This window comes from Planosporangium spinosum (assembly GCF_049999945.1).
Taxonomy (GTDB): Bacteria; Actinomycetota; Actinomycetes; order Mycobacteriales; family Micromonosporaceae; genus Planosporangium; species Planosporangium spinosum.
In genome coordinates this window covers 584,801-606,761 of the sequence record NZ_JBLYUB010000001.1, presented here as the reverse complement: position 1 = coordinate 606,761, position 21,961 = coordinate 584,801, and the positions used below count along the sequence as shown (strand labels likewise).

At 73.3% G+C, this 21,961-nt stretch carries 15 protein-coding genes and 1 riboswitch; of the genes, 7 read left to right on the top strand and 8 right to left on the bottom strand.

The window, feature by feature from the left end; genetic code table 11:
• On the top strand, positions 1–338 hold a 338-nt coding region (locus ACNTMW_RS02790; protein WP_426631709.1), incomplete at its 5' end, for a class F sortase.
• A 71-nt stretch (positions 339–409) separates the two neighbouring features.
• On the opposite strand, the gene ACNTMW_RS02785 is transcribed toward ACNTMW_RS02790, so the two are convergent.
• Entirely contained in the window at positions 410–2,572 is a 2,163-nt protein-coding gene (locus ACNTMW_RS02785) for an amylo-alpha-1,6-glucosidase (protein ID WP_426631708.1), read from the bottom strand.
• A 331-nt stretch (positions 2,573–2,903) separates the two neighbouring features.
• On the opposite strand from ACNTMW_RS02785, the gene ACNTMW_RS02780 reads away from it, so the two are divergent.
• From ACNTMW_RS02780 to ACNTMW_RS02770, 3 genes are all read left to right on the top strand, one after another.
• Positions 2,904–4,688: a S8 family serine peptidase gene (locus ACNTMW_RS02780; RefSeq protein ID WP_426631707.1), complete on the top strand. Its 1,785-nt coding sequence runs from the start codon at positions 2,904–2,906 to the stop codon at positions 4,686–4,688.
• Between the two features lie 28 nt (positions 4,689–4,716).
• Positions 4,717–7,239 (top strand): putative bifunctional diguanylate cyclase/phosphodiesterase, encoded by a 2,523-nt coding sequence (locus ACNTMW_RS02775; RefSeq protein WP_426631706.1) that lies wholly within the window; start codon positions 4,717–4,719, stop codon positions 7,237–7,239.
• A gap of 102 nt (positions 7,240–7,341) precedes the next feature.
• Positions 7,342–7,911 carry a hypothetical protein gene (locus ACNTMW_RS02770; protein ID WP_426631705.1) on the top strand — a complete coding sequence of 190 codons (570 nt, stop codon included), beginning with the start codon at positions 7,342–7,344 and terminating at the stop codon, positions 7,909–7,911.
• Between the two features lie 49 nt (positions 7,912–7,960).
• On the opposite strand, the gene ACNTMW_RS02765 is transcribed toward ACNTMW_RS02770, so the two are convergent.
• Together ACNTMW_RS02765 and ACNTMW_RS02760 are read right to left on the bottom strand one after the other, a co-directional pair.
• Positions 7,961–9,169, bottom strand: coding sequence for a hypothetical protein (locus ACNTMW_RS02765; protein WP_426631704.1), 1,209 nt, complete (start codon positions 9,167–9,169; stop codon positions 7,961–7,963).
• A 106-nt stretch (positions 9,170–9,275) separates the two neighbouring features.
• On the bottom strand, positions 9,276–10,556 hold the full coding sequence (locus ACNTMW_RS02760) for a S1 family peptidase (RefSeq protein WP_426631703.1): 1,281 nt from the start codon (positions 10,554–10,556) through the stop codon (positions 9,276–9,278).
• 112 nt (positions 10,557–10,668) lie between these two features.
• Between ACNTMW_RS02760 and ACNTMW_RS02755 the strand changes: the two genes are divergently transcribed.
• Positions 10,669–13,674: an AfsR/SARP family transcriptional regulator gene (locus tag ACNTMW_RS02755; RefSeq protein WP_426631702.1), complete on the top strand. Its 3,006-nt coding sequence runs from the start codon at positions 10,669–10,671 to the stop codon at positions 13,672–13,674.
• 60 nt (positions 13,675–13,734) lie between these two features.
• Here ACNTMW_RS02755 and ACNTMW_RS02750 read toward each other — a convergent pair whose 3' ends face one another.
• Positions 13,735–14,484, bottom strand: coding sequence for a hypothetical protein (locus ACNTMW_RS02750; protein WP_426631701.1), 750 nt, complete (start codon positions 14,482–14,484; stop codon positions 13,735–13,737).
• 362 nt (positions 14,485–14,846) lie between these two features.
• On the bottom strand, positions 14,847–15,257 hold the full coding sequence (locus ACNTMW_RS02745) for a transposase (RefSeq protein ID WP_426631700.1): 411 nt from the start codon (positions 15,255–15,257) through the stop codon (positions 14,847–14,849).
• Between the two features lie 275 nt (positions 15,258–15,532).
• A riboswitch (cyclic di-AMP (ydaO/yuaA leader) is annotated at positions 15,533–15,674 on the top strand.
• Positions 15,675–15,950: 276 nt separating this feature from the next.
• Between ACNTMW_RS02745 and ACNTMW_RS02740 the strand changes: the two genes are divergently transcribed.
• Positions 15,951–16,706 (top strand): C39 family peptidase, encoded by a 756-nt coding sequence (locus ACNTMW_RS02740; protein WP_426631699.1) that lies wholly within the window; start codon positions 15,951–15,953, stop codon positions 16,704–16,706.
• A gap of 42 nt (positions 16,707–16,748) precedes the next feature.
• On the opposite strand, the gene ACNTMW_RS02735 is transcribed toward ACNTMW_RS02740, so the two are convergent.
• The 3 genes from ACNTMW_RS02735 to ACNTMW_RS02725 are packed head-to-tail and all read right to left on the bottom strand — an operon-like array spanning position 16,749 to position 19,063.
• Entirely contained in the window at positions 16,749–17,213 is a 465-nt protein-coding gene (locus tag ACNTMW_RS02735) for a hypothetical protein (RefSeq protein WP_426631698.1), read from the bottom strand.
• Entirely contained in the window at positions 17,185–17,838 is a 654-nt protein-coding gene (locus tag ACNTMW_RS02730; protein WP_426631697.1) for an RNA polymerase sigma factor, read from the bottom strand. Before ACNTMW_RS02730 ends, ACNTMW_RS02735 begins: the two co-directional genes overlap by 29 nt.
• A gap of 37 nt (positions 17,839–17,875) precedes the next feature.
• Complete coding sequence (locus tag ACNTMW_RS02725) at positions 17,876–19,063, bottom strand: S8 family peptidase (protein ID WP_426631696.1); 1,188 nt, start codon at positions 19,061–19,063, stop codon at positions 17,876–17,878.
• 103 nt (positions 19,064–19,166) lie between these two features.
• Here ACNTMW_RS02725 and ACNTMW_RS02720 point away from each other — a divergent pair, with 103 nt between their 5' ends.
• On the top strand, positions 19,167–21,791 hold the full coding sequence (locus ACNTMW_RS02720) for a CHAT domain-containing protein (protein WP_426631695.1): 2,625 nt from the start codon (positions 19,167–19,169) through the stop codon (positions 21,789–21,791).
• Positions 21,792–21,961: the final 170 nt, after the last annotated feature.

Sequence of the window (21,961 nt, the reverse complement as noted above, 5' to 3'; positions counted from 1 at the left end):
CCGGCTGGTACTCCCTCGGCCCGACCCCGGGCGAGCCGGGCGCCGCCGTGATCGTCGGGCACGTCGACGGCTACCACGAGCCGGGAATCTTCTACCTGCTGTACAAGCTCAAGCGCGGCGACCAGGTACGGGTCACCCGCGCCGACGGCACCACCGCCCGGTTCACCGTCTACCACACCGAACAGGTCGACAAGGAGGACTTCCCCACCAGCCAGGTCTACGCCACCACCACCCGGCCGGAACTGCGCCTGATCACCTGCGGCGGCACCTTCAACCGGGCGTCGGGCAACTACACCGACAACATCATCGTCTTCGCCGCCCTCACCGGGTCGCGCTGACCCGACTCTTCGCCGCCCTCGCCGGGTCGGGTCAGCCCGACCCGGCGGCCACTCGGGCGGCGGTACCGCCGCTATCCCGCCGGTCGGACGTGTCCGACCCGGCCCTCGGCTTCGATGTCCCAGCGGGTACCGAAGGCCTTGAGTCCCCGGATGCTCACGTGGCCGACGTTGTCACGCAGCAACGGATCGATGCTGAGCTGGCCGTCGTGCGGCTCGATGCCGAGCGCCACCCGGGTGAACAGCAGTGCCGCGCCGGACGACCAGGCCTGTGGACTGCAGGCGGTGGGGTAGGCGATGGGGATGCCGGTGTCGGCGCGCGGGTAGCCGCAGATCGCCTCCGGCAGCCGGTGGTGGAAGTGGTCCGCGGCGTCGGCCATGGCGTACGCCACGTCGTTGGCCTGATCGCGGTAGCCGTAGCGGGCCATCCCGGCGGCGATGATCGAGTTGTCGTGCGGCCAGACCGTACCGCGGTGGTAGCCGAGGGGGTTGTAGGCGGTGTCGGTGGTGGCCAGGGTGCGCACACCCCAGCCGGAGTACAGCTGGTCGGATCTGAGGTGGTCGACGACGGTGCCGGCGCGGTCGTCGGGCACGATGCCCGACCACAGCAGGTGGCCCATGTCCGAGGTCATGGAGTCGATGGGGCGTTTGTCGCCGTCGAGGCCGAGGGCGTAGTAGCCGCCCCGGGCGTCGAGCCAGAAGTCGGTGTTGAACCGGTCCCGCAGTCGCGCGGCCTCGCCACGTAGCCGGCGGGCCAGCGCCGGGTTGTCGAGCGGTCCGTCGGCCAGTTCGGCCATGCGCATCTTGGCGTCGTAGACGTAGCCCTGGATCTCGCAGGTGGCGATCGGCAGCGGCGGCATGCCACTGTCGGAGTACAGCACCCCGTCCCAGGAGTCGCGCCAGCACTGGTTGCCCAGGCCCTCCGGGGAGCGGGTCTGGTACTCGACGTACCCGTCGCCGTCGCGGTCGCCGTAGTGGTCGATCCAGTCCAGCGCCGCCATGGCATTGCCGTACAACTGCCGCACGAGAGTGTCGTCGTGGGTCCAGCGCCAGTACTCCGACAGCAGGACCAGCCACAGCGGGGTGGCGTCGGCGGTGCCGTAGTACGGGTTGTGCGGGTGCAGGCCCAGTTGGGTCAGCTCGCCGGTGCGGACCTCGTGCAGGATCTTGCCCGGCTCCTCGTCGTTGAGGCCGCCGCACCGGGTGCCCTGGTAGTCGGCGAGCATGATCAGTGCGCCCCGGGCCAGGGCGGGACCGTACAGCAGGGTCTGGTACGCGGTGATGATGGTGTCGCGGCCGAACAGGGTGAGGAACCAGGGCAGTCCGGCGGCGGGCAGCATCACGTCCTCGTGCCCGACCCGCATCATGATCCTCAGGGCGGTCAGGTCCCGCCAGGTCTGGTTGATGAGCTGCTCGATCTGGTGGGAGCCGCTGGAGAACCGGGCCAGGTTGTTGCGCCACTCGATGACCGGGTCGCGCGACACGCCCACCGTGGGGGCCGGGCGGCGGGTGGGCGAGGCGATCTCGTCGTCACCGGTCGGCAGTGGAATGTACAGGTCGCACCGCCACCGTTCGTGTACCGGCAGGTCCACCTCCCACACCAGGGCGTCACCGTCGACACGGTCGGCCGGCGGCACGGACCGCACCTCAGTGGACGCGCTGAAGATGTCGTGGCGGTAGGACAGGCGCAGCCGGGAGCCGTCCGGGGCGTGGTCGCGCCTGATGCGCGTCGACCGGTCCCGCACGTGCTGCTTGATCTCGAACAGGTCGGCGAAGTCGGTACCGGCGGCCAACCGGACCCGCAGGTGCAGCTCCTGGTCGGAGTGGTTGATCACCTCGATGCACTCACCGACGCCCCGGCCGACCACCCGGCGGCGGCGCACGCCGAGCGCCCGCGCGGGCAGATCCGGCAGTGTCGGATTGGTGAGGTGGAACGTCACCCGGAAGTGGTCGCTCAGATCGGAGTCCAGGAGAAGCAGGCGGGCGCCGTTGACGGTCAGTACCCACTCGTCGAGGTAGCGGGTGTCGGCGTGCACCAACCCGCCGACCGACCCCTTCGGGATGTCGCCGACCGCGTCGGAGTACAGGAACGTCCGGCCCTCCACCACGGCAACCGCACCGCAGCCCAGCTCCGGCGGTAACGAGCGTAGTTCGGACTCCAGCCGACCGTACACGTCGACCGCGCCAGGGTGCGGATCGGCCGGGGTCGCCCGACGCGGCTGCGTTCGCTCAGCCATCGCGACGCCTTTCCCTACGGCTGCCGGCCAGCCGCGCCCGGTCATCCACAGCACTCGTACAGGACTCGTACCGGGGAGGCCGCATACCGCGCCGCCGGCTCCTCGTCGCAGACGATGCCACGGCCGTCGACACCCGGCCTCACCCGGAACGGGCGAACCTGCTGTCCGGTGGGTAACCGGACGTCGGCGCCGCCGTCGTCCCCGGACCGCGTCCGGCACCAGCGACAGTGGCGTGGGCCATACCCATCCAGGAATGGCCGATCTGCTGACAACCGATCGTCACGGCACGCCCGACGATAGGCACACGGAGTCGTCGTTGCCAGGAGGGCAGATGCGGTTTTTGGTCCGACCCCGACTGCGCGCCGGGATGGTCGCCGGTCTCGTGATGCCAGCGGTGCTGGCCGTGACCGGGTCACCCGCGGTCGCGGCGTACGCGGATCCCGGGCCCGAGGTGCCCGTCATCGTCCAGTACGACGACGCGGCCGCGGCGGCGAAGGCCGTCGCGCGGGTGGGAGGCGTGCTCGGGCGGCGCTTCGAGGTGGCGCAGGCGTACCCGGCGCGCGTACCGGCGTCCGGCATCGGGGCGCTCCGCGCGGCCCCGGGCGTACGGGCGGTCACGCCCGACGGGGCGGTGGCGCTCACGGGCAAGGACTGGATCAGCGACAAGGACGACCTCGCGACGTACGCGGTCAGCTCGGCGACCGGCGTGGCGCAGACGATCGGCGCGCCGGACGTGTGGAAGAAGAAGGACGCGAGCGGCCGGCCGATCACCGGCACGGGTGTCGGTGTCGCGCTGATCGACTCGGGCATCGTGCCGGTCGAAGGCCTCACCGACTCCTCCCGGATCGTCAACGGTCCCGACCTGTCATTCGAGTCGCAGACGCCCGACCTGCGCAGTCTCGACACGTTCGGCCACGGCACCCACATGGCCGGCATCATCGCCGGGCGCGACACCGGGGTCACGCCCGGCACCGAACCGCCGACCGGCTTCGTCGGGGTCGCGCCGGGCGCCACGCTGGTCAACATCAAGGTCGCCGCGGCGGACGGCTCGGTGGACGTGTCCCAGGTCATCGCCGCGATCGACTGGGTCGTGGCGCACCGTGACGACCCGGGCCTCAACATCCGGGTGCTCAACCTGTCGTTCGGCACCGACTCGATGCAGGACCCGAGGTTCGACCCGCTGTCGTTCGCGGTCGAGGCCGCCTGGCGCAAGGGCATCGTGGTCGTCGTCGCCGCCGGCAACTCCGGCTCGGGCGCGACGCGGCTCGGCATGCCCGCGATGAACCCGTACGTGCTGGCCGTCGGCGGAGCCGACCAGCGCGGCACGCTGCCGACCGGTGACGACGCCGTCGGCGACTTCAGCAGCCGGGGCAGCAGCGTCCGGCACGCCGACCTGCTCGCGCCCGGCAGGTCCATCGTGTCGCTGCGCGACCCGAACTCCTTCATCGACACGAACTACCCGACCGGGCTGCTACCCGCCTCGATCGACCCCGGGCTGCGGTTCTTCCGGGGAACCGGCACGTCGCAGGCGGCCGCGGTGGTCTCCGGCGCGGCGGCTCTGCTGCTCCAGCAGCGGCCCGACCTCACCCCCGACCAGGTCAAGCGACTGCTGACGGCCACGGCCACGCCGCTGAAGGGCAGCGACGCGATCAGCCAGGGCGCGGGTGAGATCAACGTCAAGAAGGCGGTCGCCACCGCAACCCCGAAATACACCCAGGCCGCCGTACCGTCGCTCGGTACCGGCTCGTTGGAGGGGGCCCGCGGCGCCGCGCACGTGGTCGACCCCGACACCGGCGTCGAGCTGACCGGCGAGCAGGACATCATGGGCAACGCCTTCGACGCCGCGTGCTGGAGCGTCGCCGCCGGCAACGGATCCGCGTGGATCGACGGTACGTGGAACGGCGCCGCCTGGACCGGTGCGGACTGGAGCACCACCACGCCGTGGTCCGGGCGTACCTGGAGCGGTACGACGTGGGAGGGGCTTACCTGGTCCGGGCGTACCTGGAGCGGTGCGACGTGGGACGGGCGCACCTGGTCCGGGCGTACCTGGAGCGGTACGACCTGGTCCGGGCGCACCTGGAGCGGCGGCTACTGGTCCGGTACCACCTGGGACTGACGTCCCGGCACCGAACTGAGGAGATCAGATGAGCACACCCGGCGGGACCGCCGGCGCCGTAGCGGTCGCCGGTCCATGGCGGTCCCGCCCGGCGGTGCGGATCGGCGCGCTGACCGCCGGCATCGCCGCCGCCGCGATCGCGGCGTATCTGGGCACGTACGGGCCGGCCCTGCCGGTCGGCCGCGCTGATGCGCTCCCGGCCGGCCTGCTGGCGGTGGCGTTCGCGGTGACCGAAGGGTTCGTCGTCCACCTGCGCACGCGCCGCGGCGGGCACGCGATCAGTGTCAGCGAGGCCCCGATGGTGGTCGGCCTGCTGTTCGTGGCGCCGGTGCCGCTGATCCTCGCCCGGGTCGTGGGGAGCGTCGTCGGGCTGGTGCTGGTGCGGCGGCAGCGGGGATTGAAGCTGCTGTTCAACACGTGTCTACTGGCGCTGCAGGCGGTGGCGGCCACGGCGGTCTTCGACGCGGTCGGCGGCGGCGTACATACCGGCCCGCGGGGGTGGCTGGCCGCGTACCTGACCATGTTCACCCTCGAGATCATCGCGATCGTCCTCGTCACCACGGTGATCTCGTTGGTGGACGACCCGGGGGAGTGGCGCCGGCTGCCCGCCGCGCTCCGTGCCGTTCCCCTCGCGGCGGTGTCGACGACGATCGCGCTGCTCGGCGGAGCGGCGATGGTGAGCGACCCCCGTACCGTGGTGCTGATGGCCGCGGTGACCCTCCTGGTCTGCCTCGGCTACCGGGGCTACGTCCGGCAGGGGCAGGGACACGCCCAGGTCGACGCCCTGTACGGGTTCACCCGGGCGCTCGACGACTCGACCGACACGGCCGGGCTGGCACGTACCGTCCTCGACCAGGCGCGGGACCAGATCCGGGCGGAACGGGCCGAGCTGGTCATGCCGGCCGGTGACGGCGACGGCGACGGCTACACCGTGACGAGCATGAGCGGGCCGGGCACGGTCGAAACCGGCCGGATCGAGGGCGCGCCGGCCGGGGCCTGGTGGTCGCCGGCGCTCGCCGGTGACGTCGTGCACCGGCCGCTCGGGTCGGACGGCTTCGACGGGATCGCCGTGCCGCTGCCGATGGGGGAGGCCGGTACCGGCGTGCTCCTGGTCTCGCACAGCCTGCCCGACCTGCCGACGTTCCGGGTACCGGACGTGCGGCTGTTCCAGGCGCTGGCCAACCACGCCAGCGTGGCCCTGACCAAGGCGCAACTGGTGGACCGGTTGCGCAGGGAGGCCGCCGACCGGGAGCACCAGGCCCTGCACGACGCGCTGACCGGTCTGCCGAACCGGCGGCACTTCCAGCACCGCCTCGACCGGACCCTCGCCGGCGGGGTTCCCGCCGCGGTGATGCTCATGGACCTCGACCGGTTCAAAGAGGTCAACGACTCCCTGGGCCACGACGTCGGCGACGCCCTGCTGCGCGAGGTCGGCCGCCGGCTCCGGCAGCTGCTCACCGATGACCATCTCATCGCCCGGCTCGGCGGGGACGAGTTCGCCGTCCTGCTCGCGGGTGCGGACCCCGCCCACGCCGTGGCCATCGCCGAGGAGATGGTCCAGGTGATCGACGCCGCGATCCACGTCGACCACCTGGTCCTGCACGCCCGGGCCAGCATCGGCGTCGCGCTCGCCCCGGAACACGGCGACGACGCGCGTACGCTGATGCGCCACGCCGACGTGGCGATGTACGAGGCCAAGGAGAGCCGCTCCAGCGTCCGTGTCTACGACCCGCGCTACGACCGCAACACGCCCGAGCGTCTCGCGCTGCTGACCGACCTGCGCGACGCCGTGCAGAATCGCGAGCTGACGGTGGTGTACCAGCCCAAGCTCGATCCGGCGACCGGTCGGGTCGCCGGCGCGGAGGCCCTGGTCCGCTGGCACCATGCCACCCTCGGCACCGTTCCGCCCGACCGGTTCATCCCCCTCGCCGAGCATGCCGGGCTGATCCGCCCGCTGACCCTGCACGTGCTCGAGGTGGCCCTGCGCGGTTGTGCCGCGTGGCGCCGGGCCGGTCACGACCTGCACGTGGCGGTGAACCTGTCACCCAACAGCCTGCTCGACGACAACCTGCCCGACATCGTGGCGCGGCTGCTCGGGCAGGTCGGCGTGCCCGCCTGCGCGCTCGTCCTGGAGATCACCGAAGTGGCCCTCATGGCCGATCCCACCGGTAGCGTGGCGACCCTGGACCGCCTGCACACCCTGGGCGTGCGGCTGGCCATCGACGACTTCGGCACCGGGTACTCCTCCCTGGGACGCCTGCGTGAGCTGCCGATCCACGAGGTGAAGATCGACAAGTCGTTCGTGCAGCGGATCGGCGTTGACCCCCGCGACCGGGCGGTCGTCCGTTCCGCGGTGCAACTCGGACATGCCCTGGGACTCCAGGTAGTGGCCGAGGGGGTCGAGGACGCGGCGACCTACGACCAGCTCACCGCCGAGGGCTGCAACCTCGTGCAGGGGTACCTGGTGTCCCGTCCGCTGCCGGCCGAGGAGTTCGCCCGATGGCTGTCCGACCGGCAGGCCGTCACCCGGCACCCCAGCCTGATCGGCTGATCCGCCCCCGGTCGCCGTCGACGGTGCCGCGGCACGGCGCGCGACCGGCGCCGGCGGTGAGGGCGGCGTCGAGGTAGCTGACGAGGCGATCACCGCTGCGTCGTGGTGGGGCTGGGCACGGTGGTCGGGCTGGGCGTGGTGGTGGGGCTGGGCACGGTCGTCGTGATGGTCGAGGACGGCCCGCCGGGAGAGGTGGGTGGGACGACCACCGTCGTCGGGCTCGGCACCGTGGTGGGGCTGGGTACCGTCGTGGCGCTCGGTGTGGTCGTGGCGCTGGGCGAGGCTGTCGGCGACGCGCTGACCGTGGTCGGGCTGGGCACGGTGGTCGGGCTGGGCGTGGTGGTCGGGCTGGGCACGGTCGTCGTGATGGTCGAGGACGGCCCGCCGGGAGAGGTGGGTGGGACGACCACCGTCGTCGGGCTCGGCACCGTGGTGGGGCTGGGTACCGTCGTCGCGCTCGGTGTGGTCGTGGGGCTCGGTGCGGGCGTCGGTGGCTGGCCCCACGCCTCGCCGGCGGTGACGCCGGCCGCTACCGCGGTGCCCGCCGCAACCGTCATCGCGAGTCGACCGAGCGGCTTCATGGCGAACCTCCTGCCGCGCTCGACAGCGGCCGGCGGACCGACCGTCGGAGTCATCCTTCCACCCTGCCCGCTCCGGCTGAGGGCACGCTGAAGAGCATCCGGAGTCGGGCGGGACGGCGGCACGCCGCCGTCCCGCTCCGTCAGCTCGGCCAGGGTACGTGTACCGTCACCCGCTCCCGCAGCTGCTCGCTGATCAGCCACAGCTCGCCGGTGGCGGGCCAGTACGACAGGTTCTCGGTGTTCTTCGGTGCCTTGGTCCAGACGCTGGTCGACTGCCCGCCGACGCCCCGGTGCAGGCAACTCGGGTAGTCGACGCCGTCGCCGATGTTGCCGGCGTACTCCGGGCAGACGCCGGCGATGACGAACTGTCCACCGTGCGACACCGCGCCCTGCATGCCCCACACCGGCGACCCGAACGCCTCGACGGCGCGCACGTAGCCGTCGGCGTCGCGGCGGGGCAGGCCGGTCGCCGGGTCGACCGGCCAGCGTACGATCCGCCCGCCGCCGCGGGTGGTGTACTCCACCGCCACGAAGGAGTTGTCGGTACGGTCGAGTCCGAGGCTGGCGAAGCACGGCCGGTTCCCGGTCGTGTTCGCGCAGCCGCCGCCCTCGTACCAGTACGCGCCGACCTGCGGCAGCGCGTAGGCGTGGTAGGCGGCGTGGAAGTTGCCGTCGGTGCCGACCCCCACCTCGCCGCTTGCGGTGTCGGTGCGCCAGATGTGGGCGAGGTCGAACACGCGCAGCACCGCGCCGCCGGTGGCGACGACGAGCTTGTTGCCGTACCAGTACAGGCCGTGCCCGTGCCCGCTGATGGCCTGGAACGTGCCGGTCGAGGTCGGCTCGACCAGCAGCACGTGCCGGTACCGCAGGGTGGCCAGGTCCACAAACGACACCCGGATGAGCGAGTCGTCGGAGTAGTGCCACGTGGCGGCGACGACCCGCCGCCCGTTCAGTACGGTGCCCGCCGCCTGGGCGTCACCGGAGCCGGTGACCCCCTGCGGGATCCAGACGTTGGCGGTGTCGTCCTCGCCGGTGTCCCAGCAGAACCCGGCGGGCGACAGCGACGCCGCGAGGTTGGTCGGGTGGCACAGCGTGCGCCCCTGCCGGTTGGCGCCGTCGAGCACGGCCGCCAGCCCGGCCGGCGCCAGCCGGGGGTCGCGCTCCAGCGCGGTGATGCGGCTGCCGTAGGTGGCGAACGTGTCGCCGGCCACCAGCCGGAAGCCGCTGGCGTCGATGCGCGGGAAGGTGACGGCGGCCGTGGCCGGCGCGGGGCGGGTCGCCACGGTCCCCGCCACCGCCAGCAGCAGTGCGATGAGCGTCATCAGGGTACGAGCTGGACGGTTCGTCATGGTGAGCGTCCTCGGGTCCGGGGAAGCGATCGGGGTACGGGTCATGGCTGCGGGGGCGCACCGCGCACGGCGGTCCGCGCCGCCGCGCGCGGTGCGACCGGTCGGGTCAGCGGGTGGCGACGTCACCCGGTAGCGCGTTCACCGCGTCGGTGATCTCGGTGAAGAACCCGGTGCACCCGGAAGCGCCTCCACTGGTTACGCCCTTGGCGTGCACCTGTCCGTTGCTGTCGGTGTAGTAGACGGCGCCGCCGGAGTCCCCCTCGTTGAGGCAGGAGCCGCTCTTGGTGCCGCGGGTGACGTTGCGGGCGACCTCGCCGTCGTCGTACTTGACGTCGTAGCTGGTCTCCTGCGCGGTCCAGCCGCACAGTTCCCCGGTCTTGGCGCCGCTGGTGCAGTAACTGTCACCCTTGATCGACTTGCGGTTGTAGCGGGTGATCACGTTGCGCCAGTCGGTGGAGTTGACGCCGTAGACGTAGACCCGGGCGTCGCTGGCCGCGGCGCCGCCGGCGATCTGGATCAGGCCGAGGTCGCCCCGGTCGTACGGGTCGCCCGGGTAGCGCACCGTGCCGACGCCGTCGTTCCAGTTGTTGCTGATGACCGTACCGATCCTGGCCCCGGTCCCGCTGGTCACGGTGCCGCCGTTGGACACGCAGTGCCCGGCGGTCAGCATCCCGTGGTAGCCGCCGTTGCGCCAGGCGAACGCGGTGCTGCACCAATAGCCGCCGGGGACGTTGATGTAGGCGCCGCCGAGGAACGGGCTGGAGTCGTTCTGCCGGCCGCCGTAGTCGGCGCTGGGCAGCCCCACGTCCGGGGTGAGGTGGATGGCGACCCGCGACACCCCGTAGCGGTCGGCGAGGGCCTTGCGCAGCGCCGGGGTAACCGTCTTCGCCTCGACGACGACCCGGTTCTTCTCCTCCTGCACGAACGTGCCGTAGACCGTGTCACTGCCGGGCAGTTCGGTCGGGCTGAGCCCGATCGCCTCGTGCTGGATGCGGGTGAGCGTGGCGTGGCTGTTGGCGACCTGCCGCGCCCGGCCCCGGCCGGTCACCCCGGCGGGCAGGCTGGCGGCGGTCCGGACGCCGGCAGTGGTCGTCGCCTGCGTGACCACCTCACCGGTCGCACGGTCCAGATAGGCCCCGGCCAGGTCGTCGGGGTTCTGCTCGACCCGCTCCTGGGCGGCGGCCAGCGCCGTGGCGACCTGCTCCGACAGCGGCGAGAGGTCGCCGAACACATCGCCGGTGAACACCTCGACGCCGTCCGGGCCGGCGGCCGCGACCACGCGCGTGTCGGACGGTTCGGCGACGGCGGGCGCGGCGGGCACGGCGGCGGCCGCCAGCCCGCCGACCGCCAACACGGTCAGCAGGCTGCTTCGATACCGCAGTTGCATCTGCACTCCTAGGGGGAAAGGGAGTCCAGATCATGTGCGGCGCCGGTATCGCCGTGGTATCGCCGTCCATCGAGTACACTCGCTGGCTGGATCGATGCCACGGGGGTGGCGGGTGATCGAACAGGAAGGCGGTGCGCCGCTGCGCTACCGCATCCTCGGACCGGTCGAGGCCCGCGGGCGTGGCGGCTGGCGCCGCATCCCGGCCGCCCGGCAGCGCCTGCTGCTGGCGTTGCTGATCATCAATCACGACCGGGTGGTCTCCACCGAGCGGCTGCTGGACGAGATCTGGGACGGCCGCCCGCCGGCCAGCGGGGCGAAGGTGGTGCACAACTACGTGGCCCGGCTGCGCCGGCTGCTCGACGACACCGACGCCTGGCTGGTGACCACCCGACCACCCGGCTACGCGCTCGCCGTGACGGCCGGCGAGGTCGATGCGGTGGCCGCCGAGCGGGCGCTGGCGACCGGTCGGCGGCTGTCGGCCGCCGGTCGCCACGGTGAGGCGCGGGAGGTGCTGCGCCGGGCGCTGCGGCTGTGGCGCGGCGAGCCGCTGATGGACGTCCCGGCGGTTCCCACGGTCACCCACCACGCCGCGCGGCTGGAGGCGCTGCGCCTGGACCTGCTGGAGTCGAGCGCCGACGTCGACCTGACCACCGGCCGGCACGCCGGCCTCGCCGACACGCTCGGCGCCGCGCTGGCGGCCCACCCGCTGCGGGAGTCGCTGTGGGCGTGCTACATCCGGGCCCTGCGGGCCGCCGGCCGGCGGGCCGACGCGCTGGCGGCCTACCAGCGCGCGTACCGGACCCTCCGCGACCAGTTGGGCGTCGAGCCCGGCGAGGAGCTGCGGCGGCTGCACCGCGACCTGCTCGACGCGCCGGTCCGCGGGCGCGACGCACCGGTCCGCGGGCGCGAGGCGCTGGTCCGCGGGCGCGAGGCACCGGTCCGTCCCACGACGGCCGGCCCGGCACCCGTGGCCGCCGGGTGGCGACTGGTGCCCCGGCAGCTGCCACCCTCTCCGGGGACGTTCACCGGCCGGGCGGACGAACTCGCCGCACTGCTGACCTGCCTGGGGCGGGCCGGCGCGGCAACGGCCGACGTACCGGCACCGCGGGTGGCGTGCCTGCACGGCCCGGGCGGGGTGGGCAAGACCGCCCTGGCGGTACACGCGGCCCACCGACTGGCATCCCGGGCCCGCGACGGGCAGCTCTACCTCGACCTGCGCGGTGCCACCCCGGGGCTGCGCGCGGTCGGCACCGGCGAGGCCGTCGCCCGGCTGCTGCGCGCGCTGGGCGTCCCCGGCGGGGAGATCCCCGTGAACGCGACCGAGGCCGTCACGCTGTACCGGTCGGTGACGGCCGACCTGCGGCTGCTGATCGTGCTCGACAACGCGGTTGACGCCGCCCAGGTCACCCCGCTCCTGCCCGCCTCGTCCCGGTGCCTGGTACTGGTCACCAGCCGCGCCCCGGTCGCCATCGAGGGCGCCCACCAGCTGCGGCTGGGCACCCTCAGCCCGCAGGACTCCCGGACGTTGCTGACCAGTCTCGTCGGCACCCGGCGCTGCGACGCCGATCCGCCGGCGCTGGACGCCCTCGCCGACATGTGCGGGCATCTGCCGCTGGCGCTGCGCATCGCCGGCGGCCGGCTGGCCACCCGCCCGGCCTGGTCCATCCGCCGGCTGGCCGAGCGGATGTCCAGCCGCGCCCGGCTGCTCGACGAGCTGCGCCTGGATGACGTGTCGGTGCGTGGCAGCATCCTCACCAGCTACGACCTGCTCGGCACGGACGCCGCGCAACGCGCCTTCCGGCTGATCGGCGAGGTGGGTCTGACCAGCCTCGCCGCTCCGGCCGTGGCGGCCTTGACCGGCGAACCGCCGGCCGGCGTCGAGGCGGCGCTGGAACAGTTGGTCCACGCCCAGCTCGTCGATGAGCTGCCCGGCCGCCGTTACGGCGTGCACGACCTGAACCGGCTCGTGGGGGCGGAGCTCGCCGCGGACGTCGACCCGGCGCGGCAGCGGTCATCCGCACTGCTCCGCCTGGTCGAACACTACGCGGCGCCCGCGGCCCGGGCGCGCGACCTGCTGCGCCCGGCGTCCGGGCCGCCGAAGCCGGCGGGTTGCGGCGGTGTTCGGCTGGACGACCGGGACGACGCACTGGCCTGGTTCGAGCGGGAGCACCCCAACCTCGTCGTGCTGGTGGGCCGCGTGACGCCGGCCGACGGGCTCGACGCCGTGGCGGCGACGGCGCGCCTGAGCCAAGCGGTGGGCGTCTTCCTCCATCTCCGCATGTACCTGGATGAGCTGGACCTGGTCACCACCCGGAGCGTCGAACTGGCCGCGCACGTCGGCGACGCCGCCATGCAGGCGGTAGCGGCCGACCGCCGGGCGATCGCCTGCTACCTGACCGGACGGCTGCCAGAGGCGCGCGAGCACCAGCGCGCCGGGTTGCGGCTGTACCGCGAGACCGGGAACCTGCCCGGTGAGGCGCGGGCGTGGGGAAACCTGGGCGTGATCGAGCACGGCGCGGGACGGGCCCGGACCGCGCTGCGCTGCCACGAGACGAGCCGGCGGAGCCTGCTGGAACTGGGCGACCGGCTCGGCACGAGCGTCGTGCTGAACAACCTGGGCAACGTGCAGCGCGAGCTGGGGGAGTACCGCCGGGCGTTCGACCTGTTCCTGAGCAGTTACACGCTGTGCGAGAGCGTCGATGACACCTACGGGGTGGGGGTCGCGCTGGGTAACCTCGGCATGGTCCTGCTCGACGCCGCGCAGCCGGTGAAGGCGCGCGCGTACCTGCGCCGGGCGCTGGCGCTGCACCGCCGGGTCCGCTCCACCCAGGGGCAACTGAAGTGGCTGGGCCGGCTGGCCGAGGCGTACCGGCAGACGGGTGACCTGGTACGCGCGTCCGCCATCGCGGAGGAGGCGGCCGCACTGGCACGTCGCAACGGCTGGCGCTCCGGGCAGGTCGACGCGCTGGTGCTGCTCGCCCGGATCGCCCTGGACCAGGGCCGGCCCGCCCAGGCGCGTGCGCTGCTCGACACGGCCCGACCGTTGACGCCCGGCCTGCCGCACCAGGTTCTCTGCGAGTTCGACCGGGTACTCGCCGATCACCGCCTCGCCGGGTGAGCGCCGCGACGGTCCCGCGCCCTCGTCCCGACCGCCAGCGCCCGGCCGTCGGCCTCCCCGTCACACGATGGCGTCGACGATCTGCTCGGCGCGGGTCTGGTGCTTGGCGTACGCGTCGGGGAACGCGGATACCTGTACCCGCTGCGCCGCGACGGTGACGGCCAACTGTTCCCAGCCGGGGATCTTCACCAGGGCCTCGTAGAACCGACGGGCGGACTCCTGCGGGTTCATCAACTGGTCGACGGTGCCCCAGTTCGGGCGCTGCTGGAACAGCCCGACCGAGTCGTGGTCGTACCCGACACCCTGGTTGGGGCGGTTCATCGACCCCGGTACGTTCGGGTTGGCGAGGACACGCAGGTTGCTCTCCTGGAGAGCCGTGGAGATCGCGACGACGAACGCGCGGCGGGGCAGGTTCATCTGCCGGCCGGCCGCGACGATGGACACGGCGTTGTCCATCTGCGCCTGGTCGAGGTCGGCGACGGGGGCGGGCCTGGTGGGGGACGGCGCCGGCGCCGGCGCCGGCGCCGGCGCCGTCGGCATGGGCGGCTGCGTGCTGGGCGCCGGCGGTGCGGCGGTGTTCTGCTGCGGGCGGGGTTTCGGCGGTGTGGATTGCGGTGCGGATTCTCGTGGCTTCGCGCCGGGGGTCGCGGTTTCCCGGCTCTGGCTGCGGTCGGCCCTGGCGTCGGCTACCTGCGCGCGGTCGGCGAGGACCTGCGAGGTGGCCGCGGTGTTGCCGGGCCGGTCTGCCGGAGTGGCGGTGGCCGCCCAGACTGCGCCGCCGATCGAGGCGAGCGCGATCGCCGCTGCCATCGCGGCGGTGTGGGGTCGAAGTGTCGATTTCTGGGCGTGGCGTCCGCGTTGGTAGCGCCGGAGGCGGCTGGGGCGGTGGCTCGTTGCTTTTTGACGGTGGCCTGTTGGTTTTTCGAGGGGCTGGTCACTGTCGTTTTTGGGAGGCACCCCGGGGAGCGTAGACGATGTCTCATTTGGTGTCTCATTTGGCGGGGTGTGATCTGCGCGTTACGGGACGTCCGGAGTTTCCGGCCGACCGGTGGGGCAGGCGGCGGCGCCGACAGGTACGGCCGGTGGTGCACCGGTCGGCCACCGGGGCTCGTACGGTCGGAGCCGGGCGGCCGTCGGTGAGGTGATGGTGGGAATCGACCCGGATGCGGCCGTCACCGGGGATCGATGGGCCGGCCGCCTGGTCGGACCCGGCCGCTGCGGCCGGATCGCGCCTTCTCCGCCTGTGCCGCGATAGCCTCGGTCAGCGCCGGGGCCCAGGCGCTGCCCACGTCATCGGCGAGGCGGTCGGCGAGCACGTCATGGAGCCGGCCCCAGAAGCCGGCGGCGGTCCACTCGGTGAACCGGCGATGGGCGGTCGGCCGCGTGACCCCGAACGTCTTCTCGGGGAGCTGCCACCAGGAGCAGCCGGTCTGGATGAGGTACAGCATCGCGGCGAACGCCCGCCGGTCGTCCACCCGCCGGCGTCCGCCTCCCTGCGGGCGTACCGGAGCCGCGGGAAGCAGCGCTGCGGCGAGCTCCCACAGTGGGGCGGGTGCCCACTGCGCGATGACGTCTTCATCCACGAGTCTTGATCCTGGGGCCCGCGGGCCCTGGATCCAAGCCGGACACGCCCATGTCCCGCCGTTGCCGGGTGGCGAGCGAGCCCGTCGCGGGAGATGCCGGCGATGGTCGCCCGGTCGGATGTGCGGGAAACCAACACCAGGAAAACGACCATGATGATCTTCTGTGGTGTCACCAGTGCGGTTGATAACAGGTGGAGGGTCTTGGCAGAAAGTTGACCCGTCAGTAATGTCAACGCCCGTCCGATCCGGTCACTGTTCACCGAGCGGGTGGCACCGGAACGGACCCGCCGAGTCGTGCTCAACGAGCCGGGGACCCACCGCAAGTCTGGGGTGAATCCACGGGCCGACGGCCTGTGGTAGGGCGACCTTCGCGCCCGAATCCGTCAGCTAACCCGGTAGGCGGAAGCGTAAGGAGATCATGTTCGTGCACGTCTTCGCACCCCCTCTCCATCACCGACTCCTCCACCATGCTGTGTGTGCGCAGTGGACCGCTCCGTCCCTCGCCGGTCCCTGACCGTGAATCGATAGGTCGCACCAGCGCCTGAGGACCGCGGTCGGTCACCCCGGACATCGTGCCGGGCGTTGTCACCGAATGCCTCGTGGGTCCCGCGCGCCCATCTCACCGCGTCAGACCGAGTTTGCCCACTGATCAGCCCGTGCTGGCCAGCGGGTGGCACCCGCATGGAGAATCCAATGAATCGTGTACATACCCGTAAGCCCTTCCAGCATGCGGCTTCGGTCCGCCTGCCCCGGATGGCGGTCGTCTCGGGCGGCCTGCTCGCCGTGGCCGCAACCGTCGGCCTCGTGGTCAGCCAGGCGGACGGTTCGCAGCCGGCCCAGGCATCCGGTTCGGTCGTTGCGGCCGCCGCCCCGCGTGCCGGCGTCACCCAGGCCCCGCAGGGCGGCGCGACCGGTGCGGTCCCCGCGGCGCCGGTCCCGCCGTCGAAGGTGCTCGACTATGCGTTCCAGTTGCAGCCCAACTACTACTACTGCGGGCCGGCGGCCACCCGGATCGCCCTGAGCGCCAGTGGGCACATCCTCAGTCAGGACGAGATCGCCCGGCAGCTCGGCACCACGACCGGCGGGACGAACTCCGCCTACGACACGACACGTGCGCTCAACAATGTCATCGGCAGCAACGTGTACCAGACCAGGGAGATCCCGGCCTACCCCGCTACGCCGGCTCAGATGGACCAGCTTCAGGCCGACGTCCTGAAGACCGTCAACAGCGGGCGCGCCATCGTCGCCAACATCGCCGGCCACCTGACCGACACCGCCGGCACGTACCACTCCTACGAAGGCGGCCACTACCTCACCATCATCGGTTACAAGGACGACGGCCGGACGGTGAAGATCGCCGACCCGGCCAACCCCAACGGCGACGGTACGTACTGGGTGACCACCATCAACATGGCCAACTGGATCTCCCAGCGCGGCTACTCGTACTGACCTGGCGACCGGGCGCCGCTGAAAGACACGGTCGGCGCCCGGTCAGTCGGCGCACACCCATCCCGTCACCACGCCGTACGCACCGGTGCGGACTCGCACCCGGACCGGGCCGGGCGGCGGTGACCGCAGGAGGAAGCAGCCGATCCCGTCCACCTCGGCCCGGTCGAAGACGCCTCCCGGATGTTCTCCGGTGACCTGGCCGCCGCTGGCCGGGCTGAGCTGGCCGACGATGCCCGTCTCGGTCAGCTCGATCTCGACCGTCACCCCGTCGCCCTGGAAGGCCAGGGTCCGCGCCGAACGGCCGGAACGGGTGCGCGCGAGCTGGCCGGCGTCGGTCGCCGAGTCGAAGACGAGGGTCGCGAGGACAAGCTCGTCGTCCACCGTCCGCCACGTCCAGGCGGCGCGCGCCGCCGCGACGAAATCCGCAGGCGCCGGGGGCAGTCCACGGAGCGCCTCACCCAGGTCGGTCAGGAACCGCTCATCGTCGTCCCACCGCGGCGATGTCATGGCGTTCACCTCCGCCCGTCTCGGCCGCCCGCAGCGCGTCGCGGAACGCGACCACCGCGGAGCAGGTGCGCAACTTCTCCAGGCAGCGGGCCCGGGTCGGACCGATGCTGCCGACCGGGAGGTCGAGCCGTTCGCTGATCTCCTCGTAGCTCGCCGGTGGATCCGTCACGAGCATCGCCAGCAGGATCCGGCAGCGCGCGGGAAGCTGACCGAACGCGTCCCGGAGCACCTGCTGACGCTCGACCCGCAGCAGGTGGTCGTCGAGACCGGCGTCGTCGACGCCGGCGGTGCCGTCGACACCGGCCGGGCCGGCGCCGTCGACCGGGGTGGCCAGCGGGTCGAACGGCTGCGTCCGCCGGCCGGCGCGCAGCAGCCGGAGGCATTCGTGCCGGGCCGTGGTCACCAGCCAGCGCGGCAGCGTCCGCGGCTCGTGGATGTCGCCCAGGTGCTCCACCAGGCGTAGCCACACGGTCTGGTTGGCGTCAGCGGCGTCGGCCGGGCCAAGCCGGTAGCCGGCGATCACCGAGAACACCAGCGGCGTGTACCGGGCGACCAGTTCCGACCAGGCGTCCTCGTCACCCCGCGCGGCCGCGGAGACGAGGGCGTCAACCGGGGTCTCGGTCAACCTGGACCACCTCCCGCACGGTGGGGACATCGGGGTATCAGCGGACGAGCACGCCGTAGTCGGGGTGCCAGCGTGGCCTGCCGAGCAGGTCCAGCCGCGCCTGGTCCGCCGTGATCCCGTGGCGGGTCATCACCGTCGCCAGGTGGCCCGCGACGTACGGGGCCGCGAACGAGGTGCCGGCCCAGCGGGCGAAGCCGCCGAAGCCGACCGGCGCCGCGCCGGGCAGCTCCCAGCGCCCCTTGACGTACGTGCTGACGTGCTCGCCGGGTGCGCAGGCGTCGACCCACGGCCCGAAGTTGCTGTAGCCGGCCGGGGCGACCCCGGCCTCCGTCTCCGTCACCGCCGCCACCGCGACCACCTGGTCGAGGGCGGCCGGCCAGGCCGGCCGGCTGGTCCCGGCGTTGCCCGCGGCGGCCACCACGACCACGTCACGACCGAGCGCCGCCAGAGCGGAGACCATCGGCATCGGAGCGATGTCGTCCTGGGTGAAGCAGCCCAGCGACAGGTTGACGATCGCGGTCTTCGGGTCGAGGCCCGCCAGGGCGGCGGCCAGACTCTCCTCGTCGCCGACGCCGGCCTGGCTGCACGCCACCTCGGGGTCGAACCGCACGCCCGGCGCGGCCTGCCGCAGCACCCCGGCGACGAACGTGCCGTGTCCACCCTGCAGGTCCAGGACGTCGTCGTGGGCGTACAGGGGATCGTCGTCATCGGCCTGGATGGTGTAGCTGCCGCCGAGCCAGGCCGGGTGGCAGGCGCCGGCGTCACGCCAGATCCCGGTGTCGCAGACGCCGACCGTGACGCCCGCGCCGTCGGCGAGCCGGCCGGGGTCGGGATCGGGCAGGCCGGCCGCCGTCACGGGCCCGCCGTTCGGGTTGCCCATGATGTTGCCGAACCCGATCACGACGTGGTGCGGCTGGACCGCGGGTACCCGTTCGCCCGGCTTCCCGCGTCGTGGATCGCGTAGCTCGGCGACGACCCGCGGGATGTCCACCTGGTCGCCCAGGAGCAGGCGCTCGACGCCCGCGAACGGCTGGCCGCGGGTGACCTCGTACCGGCCCTCCCGCAGCCGCGCGACGACCCGGTCGAGGTCGCGCGGGGCGACCAGCAGCTGACCCGGCCGGTACAGGAACTCCAGCCCCGGCTCGCGGTACATCCGGATCCGGGGATCCTTGGTGATCATGGCACGGAACGCGTTCTCGTACGGCTGGTCGGCGTCCTTCGTCATCACGGCCTCATGTGGTCTCGGGCCCCGCACGATGACCGGGGCACTGCGCACCGTACGGCCGCCGCGTTGACGGCGCGATCAGAGATCGGACACTCTTCCGGGCATGACAGAAGGCGGGGCCGCCGCGATGGCCCAGCGTTCCCTGGACGCCGTCCAGCGGTCGCCCCGGGAATCAATCTCGCTGGCGCGGCGTGCCCTCGCGGCGGCGCGGACCACTGGCGACACCGAGGCGCGCTCGACCGCCTACCGGGCGATCGGGTTGGCCCTGCGCGAACTCAACGACTACCCCGCGGCGCTGCGCCACCTGCGGCGGGCGGTCGCCACGGCCGAGGCCGCCGGCTCGGCCCGGCTGGCCGCGCTGGCGCGGATGAGCCTCGGGTACGTGCTGGCCGGTGCCGGCCGCAACACCGCCGCGCTGCGGGCCGTCACCGCGGCGCTCGCCGAGTTGACCGGCGCCGACGCCGGCCGGGCACGCATGCAACGTGGCGTGGTGCACCACTACCGCGGCCATTACGTCGAGGCCGCCCGCGACTACGGCATGGCGGTGGAGATCGCGCGCAGCGAAGGGGACGCGGTGCTGGAGGCGCGCGCCCGCAACAACCGTGGGCTGCTGCGCGCCCATCTCGGTGCGCTGAGCACCGTCGACGACGACCTCGACCGGGCCGCGGAGATCTTCTCCCGGCTGGGGCTGGACCTGGCCGCCGCCGACGTGCGGTGGAACAGCGGGATCGCCGCCGCCCAGCGGGGGCACGTACCGCGGGCGCTGCGGGTGTTCGCCGAGGTCGAGCAGGAGTACCGCCGGCTGGACGTGCCCCGACCGGCGCTGGCGCTGGACCGCCTGGAGCTGTTGCTGTCGATCCCGCTGGTCGATGACGCCGGCGCGGTGGCCGCCGCCGCGGTACGGGAGCTCCGCCGCCGCCGCATGGCCTCGGACCTGGCGGAGGCGATGCTCGCGCAGGCCCGGGTCGCCCTGCTCGCCGGTGACCCGCAGGCAGCCATGGTGACCGCGACGCGGGCCCGCGACCGGCTGCGCCGCCAGGGGCGCCGGACCTGGGCGGTGTTCGCGCAGCACGTCGCGCTGCGCGCGGCGTACCGGGACGGGGTGCGGACGGCGCCCCTGCTGTCGAGCATGGTCCGGACCGCCGGCCAGCTCGACGAGGTGGGGTGGCAGGCGCCCGCGCTGGCCACCCGCATCGACGCCGCCCGGGTCGCCCGGGACCTCCACCGCCCGCGGCAGGCCCGCGAGCTGCTGGAGGTGGCGGCGCGGGCCCGTCGTGGCGGCACCGCCAGCCGGCGGGTACAGGGCTGGTACGCGCTGGCTCTGGCGCGGCGGCTGGACGGCGACGACGCCCGCGCCGCCGCCGCGCTGCGTCGCGGGCTGGCCGTGCTCGACGAGTACCGGGCCTCGCTCGGCGCGACCGAGCTGCGCGCGTCGAGCGGTACCCACGGTCAGGAGCTGGCCTCCGAAGGTCTCGACATCGCGCTGGCCGGCGGGCGGCCCGGCCAGGTCCTCGCCTGGGCGGAGTACGGGCGGGCCGGCGCGCTGCGGATGACGCCCGCGCTGCCGCCCGGCGACCCCCGGCTGGCGGCGGCGCTGGCCGAGCTGCGGGCGGTCAGCACCGAGCTGGAGGAGGCGCTACTGGCCGGGCGGCCGGCCGAGCCGCTGCGTGGCCGCCAGACCCGGCTGGAGCAGCAGATCCGGGAGCTGTCCCGGCGCGCCGGCGGGGGGCGCCGCGGCCAGCCGCCGCCGGGGGTGCGGCGACTGGCCGACCGGCTGGGTCCGGCGGTACTGGTCGAGCTGGTCGCCCACGGCGGGCGGCTGCGGGCGGTGGTGGTCGCGGACGGTCGTGCCACCCTGCACGACCTCGGCGGCGTCGAGGCGGCCCGGGAACAGCTGCGGCTGCTGCGCTTCGGGCTACGCCGGCTGGTGACGATGGCCGGTTCCGCGGCGGCCCGCGCCGCTTCGGAGCATGCCGCCCGCCGCCTCGACGCGCAGCTCTTCGGCCCGCTGCGCCGACGGACCGGCGAACGGCCGCTGGTGATCGTCGCGACCGGCGAACTCAACGCGCTTCCGTGGTCGGCGCTGCCGACTGCGGCAGGGGACCGCCCGGTGGCGGTCGTACCCTCGGCCGCGGCCTGGCTGCGCGCGGCCGGCCGGCCGGCGCCGGACGGGGACGCGGTCCTGGTCGCCGGCCCCCGGCTGCCCGCGGCCGTCGCCGAGGTGACCGCGCTGGCGGCCATCCATCCCACGGCCCGCGTGCTGTGCGACGAGCGGGCGGCCGCGGACGCGGTCGCCGGCGCGCTCAGCGGCGCCGGCCTCGCGCATGTGGCGGCGCACGGCACGTTCCGCGCCGACAACCCGCTGTTCTCCACCATCGAGCTCGCCGACGGGCCGCTCACGGCGTACGAGCTGGAGGGGTTGCGCCGGCCGCCGGGCTGTCTGGTGCTGTCCACCTGCGACTCGGGCAGGTCGGCGGTGGTACCCGGCGACGAGCTCATCGGGTTCACCGCCGTGCTGTTGGGGCTCGGCACCCGTACCCTCATCGCGAGTGTCCTGCCGGTACCGGCGGACGCGACCACCGCGCTGATGACCGACCTGCACCGGCGGATGCGGGCCGGGGCGGGGCCGGCGGCGGCCCTCGCCGCTGCCCGGCGGGCCAGCGTCGCGGACGGCGGTGACCTCGGTTACGCGGCGGCCGCCGCCTTCGTCTGTTTCGGCGCTGGCTGAGCCCGCCCACGCCAGGTGGCCGGCGTGGGCGAGCCGATGACATTGCCGTATGTCGAATTCTTGACAGCCGGGCCGGGTATCACGGCGGCCGGCGCCGCCTCTTCTGTGGTGTGGGTCGGGCGCAGTGGGTGCCTGACACGTTGGCGGGAGAGACATGTTCTTGAGGACAC